The sequence below is a fragment of the Rhodoferax sp. RT4P68 genome, from assembly GCF_056521305.1.
Window position 1 is genome coordinate 413,226 of the sequence record NZ_JBWMBB010000003.1, and the last position, 13,353, is coordinate 426,578.

At 67.3% G+C, this 13,353-nt stretch carries 13 protein-coding genes; 3 read left to right on the forward strand and 10 right to left on the reverse strand.

The genetic code is table 11. The annotated features are described in order from the left end of the window. Positions 1 to 181: 181 nt before the first annotated feature. Positions 182 to 1,105: a UDP-3-O-acyl-N-acetylglucosamine deacetylase gene (gene lpxC / locus AC099J_RS08445; RefSeq protein WP_479614788.1), complete on the forward strand. Its 924-nt coding sequence runs from the start codon at positions 182 to 184 to the stop codon at positions 1,103 to 1,105. 11 nt (positions 1,106 to 1,116) lie between these two features. Further along, a complete protein-coding gene (locus AC099J_RS08450) occupies positions 1,117 to 1,293 on the forward strand; it encodes a hypothetical protein (protein ID WP_479614789.1) in 177 nt (58 codons plus the stop codon). A gap of 70 nt (positions 1,294 to 1,363) precedes the next feature. Here AC099J_RS08450 and AC099J_RS08455 read toward each other — a convergent pair whose 3' ends face one another. Next, the gene (locus tag AC099J_RS08455) at positions 1,364 to 1,561 is read right to left on the reverse strand and encodes a hypothetical protein (RefSeq protein ID WP_479614790.1); all 198 of its coding nucleotides are present in this window, start codon (positions 1,559 to 1,561) and stop codon (positions 1,364 to 1,366) included. Between the two features lie 317 nt (positions 1,562 to 1,878). Here AC099J_RS08455 and AC099J_RS08460 point away from each other — a divergent pair, with 317 nt between their 5' ends. Then, positions 1,879 to 3,150, forward strand: a complete 1,272-nt coding sequence (locus AC099J_RS08460; RefSeq protein ID WP_479614791.1) for a phospholipase D-like domain-containing protein — start codon at positions 1,879 to 1,881, stop codon at positions 3,148 to 3,150. 74 nt (positions 3,151 to 3,224) lie between these two features. Here AC099J_RS08460 and AC099J_RS08465 read toward each other — a convergent pair whose 3' ends face one another. The 9 genes from AC099J_RS08465 to AC099J_RS08505 form a co-directional block, all read right to left on the reverse strand. Then, positions 3,225 to 4,955, reverse strand: coding sequence for an alkaline phosphatase D family protein (locus AC099J_RS08465; protein ID WP_479614792.1), 1,731 nt, complete (start codon positions 4,953 to 4,955; stop codon positions 3,225 to 3,227). A 238-nt stretch (positions 4,956 to 5,193) separates the two neighbouring features. Then, positions 5,194 to 6,120 carry a carbohydrate kinase family protein gene (locus AC099J_RS08470; RefSeq protein ID WP_479614793.1) on the reverse strand — a complete coding sequence of 309 codons (927 nt, stop codon included), beginning with the start codon at positions 6,118 to 6,120 and terminating at the stop codon, positions 5,194 to 5,196. Between the two features lie 40 nt (positions 6,121 to 6,160). Next, the gene (locus AC099J_RS08475; protein ID WP_479614794.1) at positions 6,161 to 7,099 is read right to left on the reverse strand and encodes an ABC transporter substrate-binding protein; all 939 of its coding nucleotides are present in this window, start codon (positions 7,097 to 7,099) and stop codon (positions 6,161 to 6,163) included. Positions 7,100 to 7,154: 55 nt separating this feature from the next. Continuing rightward, positions 7,155 to 8,156 carry an ABC transporter permease subunit gene (locus AC099J_RS08480; protein ID WP_479614795.1) on the reverse strand — a complete coding sequence of 334 codons (1,002 nt, stop codon included), beginning with the start codon at positions 8,154 to 8,156 and terminating at the stop codon, positions 7,155 to 7,157. Positions 8,157 to 8,196: 40 nt separating this feature from the next. After that, positions 8,197 to 9,768 (reverse strand): sugar ABC transporter ATP-binding protein, encoded by a 1,572-nt coding sequence (locus AC099J_RS08485; RefSeq protein ID WP_479614796.1) that lies wholly within the window; start codon positions 9,766 to 9,768, stop codon positions 8,197 to 8,199. Next, positions 9,761 to 11,020: an ROK family protein gene (locus AC099J_RS08490; RefSeq protein WP_479614797.1), complete on the reverse strand. Its 1,260-nt coding sequence runs from the start codon at positions 11,018 to 11,020 to the stop codon at positions 9,761 to 9,763. Before AC099J_RS08490 ends, AC099J_RS08485 begins: the two co-directional genes overlap by 8 nt. Before the next feature lie 168 nt (positions 11,021 to 11,188). Then, complete coding sequence (gene ruvC, locus AC099J_RS08495; protein ID WP_479614798.1) at positions 11,189 to 11,737, reverse strand: crossover junction endodeoxyribonuclease RuvC; 549 nt, start codon at positions 11,735 to 11,737, stop codon at positions 11,189 to 11,191. Between the two features lie 10 nt (positions 11,738 to 11,747). Then, complete coding sequence (locus tag AC099J_RS08500) at positions 11,748 to 12,731, reverse strand: phosphatidate cytidylyltransferase (RefSeq protein WP_479614799.1); 984 nt, start codon at positions 12,729 to 12,731, stop codon at positions 11,748 to 11,750. Next, positions 12,731 to 13,351, reverse strand: a complete 621-nt coding sequence (locus AC099J_RS08505; protein ID WP_479614800.1) for a lysophospholipid acyltransferase family protein — start codon at positions 13,349 to 13,351, stop codon at positions 12,731 to 12,733. Before AC099J_RS08505 ends, AC099J_RS08500 begins: the two co-directional genes overlap by 1 nt. Positions 13,352 to 13,353 lie beyond the last annotated feature (2 nt).

The window sequence follows — 13,353 nt, forward strand, 5'->3', positions numbered from 1 at the left end:
GGCTGCGCCGCTTCCCCCTTCTGCTGCGCGAAGGGGGACGCACCCAGCGGCCTGGCAGAGCCAGTTCCGCGGGTGCCTTGGCCGGGCTGTGTGTCCGCATTGATTCTGGCAATCAGCGCCATGGTTGCCGCAAAGGCCTTGTGAGGGGCCAGTTCGCACCACGCCAACTAAAATCGTCTGCATGCTTGCCCAACGCACTCTCAAGTCCATCACCAAGGCCGTGGGGGTAGGGCTGCACAGCGGCCAGCGGGTCGAGCTGACGCTGCGCCCGGCGCAGCCGGACACGGGCATCGTGTTCCGCCGTGTCGACCTGCCCGAGCCGGTGGACATTCCGATCAGCGCCGCGGCCGTGACGGACACGCGCATGGCCTCCACGATCTCCAGCGGCAGTGCCAAGGTGCACACGGTCGAGCACCTGATGTCGGCCTGCGCCGGCCTGGGGCTGGACAACCTCTACGTGGACATCAGCGCCGAAGAGGTGCCGATCCTCGACGGCTCGGCCGCGTCGTTTTTGTTCCTGCTGCAGAGTGCCGGCATCGAGCTGCAGAAGGCGCCGCGCCGCTTCATCCGCGTAACGCAGCCGGTAGAGGTGCGCGAAGGCGAGGGTGCCAACTTGAAGTGGGCACGGCTCGACCCGTACCACGGCTTCAAGGCCAGCTTCGAGATCGATTTCGACCACCCGGCCGTCGACCAGACTGGCCAGCGCGTCGAGTTCGACATGTCCACCGATTCCTATGCGCGCGACATCGCTCGCGCACGCACCTTCGGCTTCACGAAAGATGTGGAGATGATGCGTGCCAACGGTCTGGCCTTGGGCGGCGGGTTGGACAACGCGATCGTCATGGACGATTACAAGGTGCTCAACAGCGATGGGCTTCGTTATGACGACGAGTTCGTCAAGCACAAGATCCTCGATGCGATGGGCGACCTGTACCTGATCGGCAAGCCGCTGTTGGCGGCCTACAGTGCCTTTCGCTCCGGCCACGCGCTGAACAACAAGCTGTTGCACGCGCTGCTGGCCCAGCCCGATGCCTACGAGATCGTCACCTTCGACGACGAGCGCAAGGCGCCCGAAGGTTTCGCCCAACCGGCCCGCGCCTGGTAACGCAGCACCGCATGCTGCTGTTTCGCTGGGCCATCTTTTTCCTGTTGATCGCGGCCGGCGTGCTGTTCGCGTTCTATGCCGGCACCGGCCAGGCGCGCTACAAGCGGCTGGGCCTGGTCACGCTGAAGTGGACGCTGATCGCCGCGTTCGGCTTCTTTGCCGTGCTGATCCTGGAGCGCATCGCATGACGTGAGCTGGTGCGCGCCATCAGGCCGCGCAGCAGCGGGCGTCTTCGCGGATCGCTGGAGCCGCTCGTTCTCAGTTCAGAGGCTTTTCTTCTGTCGGCACGGGCGCCGCCTCGTCGGGCATCTTGGGCTCGTCAGACGCGTGGTGTTCCATCGGTGTCTTCTTGCCAGGCTGCGGCGTCGCGGCGGCGCCCGGTGCGATTTCTTCGTTGTTGTGCTTCTTTTCCTGCTGCACCTTTTTGTCGTGGGCAACGTTGCGTGGGTCGGTCATGGGTGATCCTTCGAATAGTGGACCGCCATGTTGAGTTTGCGCAGGCACCACGCCGGTAGGACACCGCGACGTTGTGGGGCGGACTGCAGGCAGAGTTGCCTTCGAGGGCATCGAACAGCGTTCAGCGTCGCGGTGTCGCCGGACTTCATCGGCCCACGCGGCATTCGAGCCATCACAGCCGGCACAGCGCTGATCAGTGATCGTCGGAAGAACCCATAAGATCGGCCTTGCCGCAGCGGCGAGAACGAGCATTCTTCAGCGTTCGCGTGGCCCTGAAGGCGCTAACAGCGCCGTACCGCTCCCAAAGGAATCACCCCTTGTCCACCAGTTCTCCATGGCTGTATCTCTTCCTGTCCGGCGGCATTTGCGTCGTGCTCGTCGGCGTGATCTGGTCGATCCGGCGGCACCGCGCGCCCACGTTGCGCGTGGAATGTGAAACACCCATCAGCCGGCTTGCGCCCTCGATCGCAGGCCTGACGCTGGGGACGGCGCTGGGCGGCAACCGGGTGGAGATTTTGGAGAACGGAGCGTTCTTCGACGCCCTGTTGGACAGCATCGCGGGCGCGCAGCAGACGGTGCATTTCGAGACCTTCTTGTGGAAGCAGGGCGTGCTGGGGCAACGCCTGGCCGATGCGATGACGGCCAAGGCCAGGGCCGGCTGCAAGGTGCGCGTGATGCTGGACGCCGATGGATCGAAGGAGGCGGGCAAGACGGCGATCGCGCAGATGCGCGAAGCCGGTTGCAGGGTGGAGTTCTTCCACAAGCGTGCCTTCGTCAACATCGGCGTGCTGAACGACCGCACCCACCGCAAGATGCTCATCGTCGACGGCCGCGAGGCGTTTGTGGGCGGGCATTGCATCGTGGACAACTGGCTCGGCGATGCACAGGACAAGGAGCACTTCGCCGACCTGAGCGTGCGGCTGCACGGCCCCATCGTCAACAGCATTCAGAGCGCCTTCAGCGAGAACTGGGGCGGCCATACCGGCGAGCTGTTCCTGGGTGACGACGTGTTTCCACACCTGGAGCCGGCCGGCGAGATCGTGATCCACGCGGCGTTTGCCAAGCCGCATCGTTCGGCGCCCGCCGTGAAGATCCTGCACCACACCGTCATCTGCCTGGCACGGCGCCGCATCTGGATTCAGAACCCCTACTTCATCCCGGAGCCGGAAGCCATCGACGCATTCGGCGCGGCCGTCCAACGCGGCGTGGACGTGCGGGTGCTCATGCCCTCGACGGCCGGGTCAGACAACCCCATGGTGCAGCACGCCGGCCACCGCAACTTCGAGAAGCTGCTCAAGTGCGGCGTGCGGTTGTTCGAGTACCCGCACACCCTGTTGCACCAGAAGGTCATGACGGTCGATGGCTGCTGGAGCGCCATCGGGTCGAGCAATTTCGATGACCGCTCGTTCGAGACCAACGATGAGATCACGCTGGGCATCACCGACGAACGCACGGCCGAGCAACTGGACGCCGTCTTCGAGAAGTACGTGGCGCGTGCGCAGGAGATCGACCTGCACACCTGGCAGCACCGCGGCACCTGGCACAAGCTCAAGGACAACGTGGCCTACCTGTTCAACGAGCTGCTGTGAGGCCGCGCGCGTCGCAGCCAGAGCGCGTCGTGCGACGTGGAAGAAGGTGTCTCACTGCGCTGGGACGAGCGCCCTCAGGCGTCCAGGATGGTTCTGTTGTTGATGCCCGGCAAGCTGCGCAGGGTCTTGACCGTCCTGGCCTGGTAGTCGCGACTCCAGACGGTATCGACCTGGACCCACTCGCCACGCGCTTCGCTGGGCGTCAAGGTCAGCACCACGTAGCCACGGTGGCTGCATTCGGCATAGCGAAGGTCGGGGATCATGTCGGGAAACGCATCCTCCAGCACGACGCTGGAGATCAGCGGCAGCGTGCGCTCGAAGCCAGGCGAGCTGACCGACGCCGTGGCGAATTCCACGCCCACGTGCGCGCCGCTTGCATCCGTCAGGTCGCTTGCCCATGCGTTGTGGGTGTCGCCGGCCAGCGAAATCAGGTTCTTGTCCAGACCACGCGCCACGGCCAGCACCGACTCGCGCGCGGCCGGGTAGCCGTCCCATGCGTCCAGGTTGTACGGGGCGCGTCGCTGATCCATCAGCGCCCGCTGCGCATCGCTGCGCAACGGTTCAGGTGTGGCCTTTGCCAATGTGTATTCGGCAAGCGTCTCCACGGTCAACGACGCGGCGACCGACAGGGGAATCTCCATGCGCGCCATCAGCACCTGCTGGCCCAGCACCTGCCAGGTGGCCGTGGACGCCGTCATCTGCGCGGTCAGCCAGGCCGACTGCTCGGTGCCCATCAGCTGTCGCCCGGCGCCGAGGCCCACGCCATCCAGAAAGTCTGGCAGCGTGAGCTGCTCATCACGACCGATGAGCCGCGTGTCCAGTATGTGGAGCGACGCCAGCGCGCCAAAGTCGAAGCTGCGGTAAATCTTCAAGGGATTGGCCGCATCGGCCACGCGGATCGGCAGCCATTCCTGCCAGGCCTGCACCGCAGCGGCACGGCGCGCGGCAAAGCCTCCTTCGGACGATGCATCGTGGTTGCCAGCGCCGCCCGACCATGCGTTGTCGGCCACATCGTGGTCATCCCACACGGCGATCAACGGTACGGCAGCATGCAGCGCGCGCAGGTCGGGGTCTGTCTTGTACTGCGCGTGCCGCAGCCGGTAGTCGGTCAGGGTCAGGAGCTCCTGCCGGGGGCTGGACTCGCGGTCGATGACGAACGCCGTCTGCGATGCGTAGCCCAGCAAGCCGTATTCGTAGATGTAGTCGCCCAGGTGCAGCGCGGCGTCGATATCACCACGCTTGGCCACGTCGGCGTAGACGTTGAAGTAGCCGGCGGGAAAGTTGGCGCACGACAGCACGGCCAGCTTGACCTGGCTGACGTTGCCTGTGGGCAGCGTCTTGGTCCGTCCGATGGGCGAACGCTCTGCCCCGTACGAGAAGCGGTAGTAGTAGAGGCTGGCCGGTAGCAGCCCCGTCACATCAACCTTGACCGTGTAGTCCTGCGCTGGCCCGGTCGCCAGTGTGCCGCGCCCGAGGATGGCGCCGAAGTTGGCGTCGCTCGAGAGTTCCCAGCCGACAGCGAAGTCGCCGGGAGCACTCGGCGTCACACGGGTCCAGAGGATCACGCGGTCTGCGAGCGGATCGCCGCTGGCAACGCCATGCACGAAAGCTTCGCTCGCACTTTCCGAGGGCGGTGGGCTGCTGCTGTCTTCATCGCCGCCGCCGCAGGCCGACAACGCGGCACCGGAGCCAACCGCCATGGCGTACAGCATGGCGCTGCGGATGAATCGTCTGCGTGAGAACTCAGCGTCAGGCGCGCGATCGGGCCGCGAAGCCGCTGTCTCGTCGGAAAATTTGTTGTTCATTGGCGCTCTTTGTGCAGGGGGTGGCAAGGTGCCGCCCAAAGGAAGCGAGCGTTGCCGGGCCGACCCGCTTGCGCAGTAGGCTTGCATGCGCAAACGGCGTCGGTGTGGTCTGACGTCGGAACCGTCGTGGTGCAACTGCCCACCGACCCCGGCAACGCGTAGCCCCAAGCGCAAAGGGCCGCGCCAAACAACTTCGGCGCGGCCCCCGTTTCGTACATCGCCGCAACGCGGCAAGGGATCAGGCCAACTCCGCCCGCCGCGGCATGTCGGCCCCGCGCCGTGAACACGTGATCGACGCGGCCCGCGCAGCGAAACGCAGCATGGCCGACATGTCGTGCACGCTCAACGCGTCCAGCTTCTCGGGCGACAAGGCGTCGTGCTCTTGCAGCCAGGTCAGCATCGCCCCCTGGAACGTGTCGCCAGCGCCGACGGTGTCGATCACGTCCACCAACAGCGACCGGGCCGTGGCTTGGCCAGCACGGCCCCAGGCTTCGCTGCCGGTGGCGCCGCGCGTCACGACCACCAGGTGCGCGCCGCCGTCCAGCCAGCGCTGCGCCACCTGCGCCGGCGCTTCGTCGGGATAGAGCAGGCCCAGATCCTCGTCGCTGACCTTCACGATGTGCGCCAGACGCGTCATCTCCTGCACGATGGGCAGCCAGTGCGCGACGCGCGGCTCGACGTTCAACCGCACGTTGGGGTCATAAGCGATGAGCCGCCGGGGCCGCTCGCGCGCGGCCAGGTGGCGCAGCGCCGTGCCCACCGGCTCCACCGCCACCGCGTACGAGCCGAACTGCAGCACCTGCGTGTCCGCCGGCAGTTCGGGCAGCGTCTCGACTGTCAGCTGCCGGTCGGCCGCGCCATGGCCGTGGAAGGCGTAGCTCGGCACGCCCGTCGCGCCCACGCTGACGACCGACAGCGTGGTCGCAGCGCTGTTGCGCGACACCAGCGCGGTGCCCACGCCTTCGTCGCGCAGCATCTGCATCAGGCGCTCGCCCGGCACGTCTTGCGACAGCGGGCAGAGGAACTGCACCGGCTGGCCCAGCCGCGCCAGGCCGACCGCCACGTTGAAGGGCGAGCCGCCCACCCGCGCGTCCAGCAACAGGCCGGTCGCCGTGCTGTCGCGCACATACACATCCATCAGGGCTTCGCCACAGACCACGAACATTGCGTCTTCCTTGGTTGGTTGTCAGTTGCGCAGCGCGCGCTCAGCGTGGCGTCGACCAGCCCTTGTAGTCCTTGATCGTGGTGCGTGTCAGCAGCACAGACGGCAGCAGCACCATGGATTGCGCCGGCTTCTTGCCATTGAGCACGTCCTGGCCGATCTCGACCGCCTTCTGGGCAATCATGTAGGGGTCCTGGCTGGCCGAGGCCTGGATCTGGTTGTCGGCCTTCAGTGCGGCCTCGATGTCGGGCGCGCCGTCGACCGAGGTGATGACGATGTTCTTGCGGTTCAGCTGGCGCGCGGCCAGATCGGCGCCGATGGCCTGCGGGTCGTTGATGGCGAACACCGCGTCCACCTTGGGGAAGCGCGTGAGGTGGTTCTGCATCACGTTCAGGCCGCCTTCGCGCGAGCCCTTGGCGTCCTGGTCGTCGGACAGCACCTTGATGTCCGGGTTCTTCTTGAACACCGACTTGCAGCCGTTGACGCGGTCGATCACGGCCGAGACCTGCGGGCCGTTCTGGATGATCACGTTGCCCTTGCCGCCCAGCTTCTCGACGATGTACTGGCAGGCGATTTCGCCGGCCTGCACGTTGTTGGTCTGCACGGTCGCATCGGCACCGTTGGCCGCCACGTCCACGCCGATCACGGCGATGCCGGCCTTCTTGGCCTTCATGATGGCCGGCTCGATGGCGCGTGCATCGACGGCGTTGACCAGGATCAGGTCCACGCCCGAGGCGATGAAGCCGTCGATCTGCGAGAACTGCTTGTTCAGGTCGTAGTCGGCCGACAGGGCCGTCACCTTGGCGGCCGGGTTGAACTGCTTGGCCTTGGCTTCGGCGCCCTTGGCCAGCGTCACGAAGAACGGGTTGCCGAGGGAGCCCAGCGTGATGCCGACGCTCTTGATCTGCTTGTTTTGGGCGTGGGCCAGGGGTGCCGACAGGGCGGCGGCGATGGCGGCGAGGGCGATGAGGTGTTGACGCATGAATGTCTCCTTTGGGTCGACTGGGGGTGGGTGAAAAATTGAAGTGGGCTCGTGATCAGGTACGGGCCGAATCCTTGCGGCGGTAGCGATCGAGGGCGACGGCGCCGATGATCACCAGGCCCTTGACGATGTACTGCCAGATGTCGGAGACGCCCATCAGGATCAGGCCGTTGGTCAGCACGGCGATGATCAGCGCGCCGATCAGCGTGCCCAGGATGGAGCCGGTGCCGCCGACGAAGCTGGTGCCGCCCAGGATCACGGCGGCGATCGCATCGAGTTCGTAGGACGAGCCCAGTTGCAGCCCGTTGGCCGCATACAGCCGGGCCGAGGCCATGACACCGCCCAGGCCGGACAGCAGGCCCGAGGCGCAGTAGACGAACAGCAGCACGGCCCAGACCTTGATGCCTGCCAGGCGTGCGGCCTCGGGGTTGCCGCCGACCGAGTAGATGTTCAGGCCCAGCACCGTGCGGCGCAGAATGAACCACGACAGCGCCACGACGCCGAAGGCGATGATCACCAGCCAGGGGATGCCCAGCACGTTGCCGTTGCCGATGAAGGCGAAGGGCAGGTTGGGGTTGAACACGGTGGTGTCGTTGCCCAGCAGCCGCGCCACACCACGCACCGCCGTCAGCGATCCCAGCGTGACGATGAACGGTGGCAGCTTGACGAAGGCGATCAACACGCCGTTGATGAGGCCGAACAGCAGCCCGGCCGCCAGGCCGGCGACGATGCCCATCATGCCCAGGCCGGGGATGTTGGACACCAGCATCGCGGCCACGGCCGAGACGGCGAGGATGGAGCCGACCGACAGGTCGATGCCGGCGGTCAGGATCACGAAGGTCATGCCGGCGGCCAGCACGATGTTGATGGACGCCTGCTGCGTCATGATCGACAGGTTCTGCAGACTGAAGAAGTTCTCGCTGGCGAAGCTGAAACCGATGCACAGCAGGATCAGGATGGGCAGCATGCCGAGCGCGCGGATGATCTCCTTGCTGCGGGCGCTGGAGGAGGGGGCAGGCCCGGCAGCAGCCGGGGTGGCGGTCAAGGGTGAGGCCATGGTTGTCTCCGTGGTGGTTGTGTGGTGAGAAGGGCGTGGATCAGTGCAGCGTGGGCGCTGCGGTGGTGACGGTGGTGGCACCGGTGGCCAGTGCGACAATGTTTTCCTGCGTGATGGCCAGGCCGCTGGCGCCGCCGACTTCACCGACCAACCGGCCCTCGCGCATCACGACCACGCGGTCGCAGACGCCGACGACTTCGGCCAGCTCGCTGGAGATCACGAGCACGGCCACGCCGCGGCGCGCCAGCTCGTCGATCAGGCGGTAGATCTCGCTCTTGGCGCCGATGTCCACGCCGCGCGTGGGCTCGTCCAGGATCAGCACCTTGGGCGCCAGTTCCAGCAGGCGCGCCAGCAGCACCTTTTGCTGGTTGCCGCCGGACAGCGAGCCCACGTTGACGCGCGGTGAGGCGACGCGGATCGAGAGCTGCGCAATCGCGTCGCGGGCACGCTCGAAGGCGCGCTTGCCGTCCATCACGCCGCCGGCGTGGGCGTCGCGCGGGCAGACCATCACGTTGATGTTGTCGCGCACCGAGAGGTCCAGAAACAGGCCCTGGCCCTTGCGGTCTTCCGTCAGGTAGAGGATGCCGGCGCGGATGGCGTCGATGGGTTGCCGGATGTCGAGCACGCCTCCGCTGCCGTTCAAGATCACCTCGCCGCCGGTGCGCTCGTCGGCGCCGAAGATCAGGCGCGCCAGCTCGGTGCGGCCGGCGCCCACCAGGCCGGCCAGGCCCAGCACTTCGCCGGCATGCAGGTCCAGGCTGCAGCCGCGCACGCGCCGGCCATCGGTCATGTCCTTCACCGTCAGCACCTGTGCGCCGGTGTGCTGGCCGTGGTGTTCCTTGCGGTAGAAGCCGGACAGGTCACGCCCCACCATCATCTTGACGAGCTTGTCGCGCGACAGCTCGGCGCGGGTGAGCGTGCCGACGTAGGTGCCGTCGCGCAGCACCGTCACTTCGTCGGCCAGCTCGTCGATCTCGTCCATGCGGTGGCTGATGTACAGGATCGCCAGGCCTTCTTCGCGCAGCTTGCGGATCAGCACGAACAGGCGGTCGGTCTCGTGCGTGGACAGCGGCGTGGTCGGCTCGTCCATCACCAGGATGCGGCAGTCGAACTGCATGGCGCGGGCGATCTCCACCAGCTGGCGCTGCGCGATCGACAGCGTCTCCACGCGCGTCGTCGGGCCGAAGTCGGCGCCCAGGCGCTGCAGCGTGCCGGCGCACGCGGCCGTCATGCCGGCGCGGTCGACCAGGCTGCCTTTGGTCAGGGGGCGGCCCATGTAGATGTTCTCGGCCACCGTGAGGTTGGGCGCCAGGCTCAGCTCCTGGTAGATCACCGAGACGCCCAGGTTCTTGGCAGCCAGCGGGCCGTCGATGTTTGCGAGCTGGCCGTCGATGCGGATCTCGGCGCCGGCGTCGGGCATGTAGGCGCCTGAGAGGATCTTCATCAACGTGGATTTGCCGGCGCCGTTCTCGCCCATCAACGCATGCACCTGACCGGCGCGGGCGCTCAAGCGCACGTTCTGCAAGGCTTTGACGCCGGGAAAGGTCTTGGAGATGCTGCGCAGCTCCAGCAGTGGGGCGCCCGCAGGCGGGGGGGTGGCGAGGTCAGGCATGGACGATCTCCGATGGGCCGTGCGCGGACACGGTGGGGGATGAATGGCCGCGCAGCACATCGGCGCGGGGCGAGAAGCTGAAGAACATCGGCAGGCTGGCCGCGCCGATGGCGCCAGCGTCGGTGCGAAAGCTGCCGCGCAGCAGGCGGGGCGTGTGGCGCGCCTCAGGGGCGATGGCGCGCAGGCCGGCCTCGGTGCGCTGCAGCAGCGCGTCGATCAGGCCGCCGTCGATGTCGCAATCGATCACCACGGCCGGCACGTCCAGCACGGCCAGCGCGGCGCGCAGCGACGGCACGAAGGCGTCGACGCAGTCGTCCAGCCATTCGTTGACGGCCGGCCCACCAGCGGCCACGATGGCTTGGAGCTGCGCATTGCCGTGCACCTCGATGCCGTGGTGCCGCACATGGCGCGACAGCGCGTTCAGCGAAGCGCGCGACAGCAGGATGTCCCACTGGCCGCCCAGTGCCGGGGCTGAGGCGAGCGTGCTCGGCAGCACCGGCATCAGGCCCAGGTCGGCGCCGTTGCCCGAGCTGCCGCGCAGGCTTTCGCCGCCGATCACCGCGCCTGCGCCCAGCGCCGCGCCGATGAACACGTAGAGAAAGTCGTTCTCGTGGCGGCCGACGCCGAACACCAGCTCGGCGATGGCGGCGGCGTTGCCGTCGTTTTCCTTGAACACCGGCAGCTGCACGGCCTGCGACAGCAGGGTGCCGAAGTCGACCTGGTCCCAGATGCGGAAATCAGCGTCCAGCCCCAGCTGGCGCAGCCAGCTGCCCAGGTTGTAAGGCTGCGCCAGGCCGACGCCGGCCAGGCGGCGCCGCTGCGTGGGCGAGAGCTGGGCCAGTACGGTGGCGATGTCCTCCCGCACGATGGCCAGCGCCTGGTCGGGGTGGGGCAGCGACTGGTCGTGTGCTACGCGCGCCAGGATGCGGCCGCCCAGGTCGATCAGCACGGTCTCGATGCCGGTGCGGTCCAGCCGCACGCCGATGCCGTAGGCGCCCGCCGGGTTGATGCGGTACAGGCCGGCCGGCTGGCCGCGCTGGCCCTCCTGGCGCCGGCCGGCGCTTTCGATCAGGCCGGATTGCTCCAACGACTCGACGATGCTGCCCACGGCCGTGTTGGTCAGCTGGGCCCAGCGGGCCAGGTCGGCCTTGGACGCCTCACCGGCGCGGCGCAGGCGCTGCAGCAGGCTGCGCTCGTTGTACTGGCGCAGACTGACAGAGTTGGTGCCGCGGCCGGGGCCTGCTGGTTTCACGTCATGTCTCCTGTTTGAGGGTCGTTTGAATTAATTAATTCAACTTGAATAAATTCTAGTGACGCCGATCGATACGCTCATGCAGGGTTAACCCGGGAAGCGCTGCAACCAGACGTAAAAAGCGGAAAAGCGCGCCGTGGCGCGCTGGGGGGCCGGGCAGTGCCGCGTCTAGCGGATGCGTCCGCCGCGGTACATGCTGGTTGTGGTCCGCGTCAGCGGCGTGGCTGCCGCCAGGCGTGCCATGGCCTGGCCCACGTGGGCATGGGTGATGGCCAGGCCCAGCGCGTCGGCAGCGTCTTTGCCGGGCAAGCCGGGCAAGCCCAGCAGGCGCTTGACCATCTCCTGCACCTGGCTCTTGTCGGCCCGGCCGTGGCCGACGATGGCCTTCTTCATCTGCAGCGCCGTGTACTCGGCCACCGGCAGATCGCGCGAGACCAGCGCCGTCAGGCAGGCGCCGCGGGCCTGGCCGAGCAACAGCGTGGACTGCGGGTTCACGTTGACGAACACGATCTCGACCGCAGAGGCCTGCGGCCCATAGCGGGCCGTGATCTCGCAGATGCCGTCGAACAGTACCTTGAGCCGCGCCGGCAGGTCGCCCATGGCCTGCGCCGAGGTACGGATGGTGCCGCTGGCCACGTACTGCAACTGCTTGCCCTGGGCGTCGATCACGCCGAAGCCGGTGGTCTGCAGGCCAGGGTCGATGCCCAGAATCCTCATGGCGAGCGGCTCAAGCGCTGAAGTACCAGCGCGCCGAGTGGAAGAACACCGGGGCCGCAAAGCACAGCGCGTCCACCCGGTCCAGCAGCCCGTTGGCGCCGGTGACCGAGCGGCCTTCGTTGCCCCAGTTGGTCACCCCGCGGTCGCGCTTGAGCGCCTTCATGACCAGGTGGCCCATGCTGCCCGAGACGCAGGCGACGGCGCCCATGGCCAGCGTCTCCAGCGGGCGAAACGGGGTGATGGCCGTCAGCAGCACGCCCAGGCTGCTGGCCACGGCGACCGAGACGGCCCAGGTGGCCCAGTTGAAGCTCTGGCTGACGGCCGGCGCCGACGGGGGCCGCGGCCAGCGCCGGGCCGCGAGGTGCTGGATCACCATGCAGCTCTGCACCACGAACACCAGGAAGAAGACCAGGAAGGCGCTCTTGCCCTCGTAGTCGCGCAGCGAGAGCAGCAGCAGCGCCGGCACGTGGCTGAGGCCATAGACGCAGACCGTGATGCCCCACTGCAGTTTGGCGTTGCGCTCCAAAAAGCGCAGCGGGTCGCCCGCCAGCGCACTGACCACCGGGATGGCCAGGAACACGTAGACCGGGATGAACACCGTGAACAGGTCGAAGCGTTGTGTGCCCACCAGCCAGTACTGCGCCGGCAGCACCACGAAGAAGGCCAGCACCAGGCTGCGGTGGTCGCCGCGCCCGGTGGGCGACAGCGTGATGAACTCACGCAGCGCGAAGAACGAGACCAGCGCGAACAGCACCGTGGCCACACGCGGCCCCAGCGCCCAGCCGATCCAGAAGATGCTGACCATGAACCACGAGGTCTTCAGCAGCACCCACCAGTCTGCGTGCGCGGCCTGTCGGGCCTCGTCGGTGTCTTGCCGGTTGCGCGCCGACAGCACGACCAGCACGGCCGTGACCAGCGCGAGCAGGCCGAACACCAGCACGAACAGTGCGCCGACCTGCTCGGACGGGGTGAGGCTGCGCAGCCAACGGTTCATCAAATGTCTTTCAGTGCGATCACGGCGGCGCGCGCACGGTCCAGGAAAGCACGGCGCTCTTCGCCGTCTTCGACGCGGATCGGTGCGCCGAAGGTGACCGAGCACAGGATCGGCACCGGCACGACCTCGCCCTTGGGCATCACGCGCTGCACGTTGTGGATCCAGGCCGGCACCAGCACCACCTGCGGAAAGCGCAGCGCCAGGTTGTACAGCCCGGCCTTGAACGGCTGCGGCTCCTCGGCGTTGCCGCGCGTGCCCTCGGGGAACAAGATGATGGAGTCGCCACCATCGAGCGCCTGCGCCAGCGGGGCCAGCGGGTCCTGGCCCTCGACGCGCTCACGGTCCACATAGACGGCGTTGAACACGGCGCTGGTGATCCACTGCCGAAAGGGGGTCTTGGTCCAGTAGTCCTTGGCGGCGATCGGCCGTGTGATGCCGCGCAGTTCGGCCGGCAGCGCGGCCCAGATCATGACCAGGTCGGCGTGGCTCTGGTGGTTGGCGAAATAGATGCGCTGCTCGGCCTTGGGCGGGCAGCCATGCCAGCGCGCCTGGGCACCCGTCAGCGCGCGCACCAGCCACAGCAGCAGCCAGCCCATCAGCTTGGCGCGGTTCGATGTCATGC

What these genes read in the sequence shown, in the direction of transcription:
- AC099J_RS08470 (WP_479614793.1), bottom strand. Translation starts at nt 6,120, where the DNA reads ATGTTCGTGGTCTGTGGCGAAGCCCTGATGGATGTGTATGTGCGCGAC.
- AC099J_RS08455 (WP_479614790.1), bottom strand. Translation starts at nt 1,561, where the DNA reads ATGACCGACCCACGCAACGTTGCCCACGACAAAAAGGTGCAGCAGGAA.
- AC099J_RS08485 (WP_479614796.1), bottom strand. Translation starts at nt 9,768, where the DNA reads ATGCCTGACCTCGCCACCCCCCCGCCTGCGGGCGCCCCACTGCTGGAG.
- AC099J_RS08450 (WP_479614789.1), top strand. Translation starts at nt 1,117, where the DNA reads ATGCTGCTGTTTCGCTGGGCCATCTTTTTCCTGTTGATCGCGGCCGGC.
- AC099J_RS08465 (WP_479614792.1), bottom strand. Translation starts at nt 4,955, where the DNA reads ATGAACAACAAATTTTCCGACGAGACAGCGGCTTCGCGGCCCGATCGC.
- lpxC (WP_479614788.1), top strand. Translation starts at nt 182, where the DNA reads ATGCTTGCCCAACGCACTCTCAAGTCCATCACCAAGGCCGTGGGGGTA.
- AC099J_RS08475 (WP_479614794.1), bottom strand. Translation starts at nt 7,099, where the DNA reads ATGCGTCAACACCTCATCGCCCTCGCCGCCATCGCCGCCGCCCTGTCG.
- AC099J_RS08505 (WP_479614800.1), bottom strand. Translation starts at nt 13,351, where the DNA reads ATGACATCGAACCGCGCCAAGCTGATGGGCTGGCTGCTGCTGTGGCTG.
- ruvC (WP_479614798.1), bottom strand. Translation starts at nt 11,737, where the DNA reads ATGAGGATTCTGGGCATCGACCCTGGCCTGCAGACCACCGGCTTCGGC.
- AC099J_RS08500 (WP_479614799.1), bottom strand. Translation starts at nt 12,731, where the DNA reads ATGAACCGTTGGCTGCGCAGCCTCACCCCGTCCGAGCAGGTCGGCGCA.
- AC099J_RS08480 (WP_479614795.1), bottom strand. Translation starts at nt 8,156, where the DNA reads ATGGCCTCACCCTTGACCGCCACCCCGGCTGCTGCCGGGCCTGCCCCC.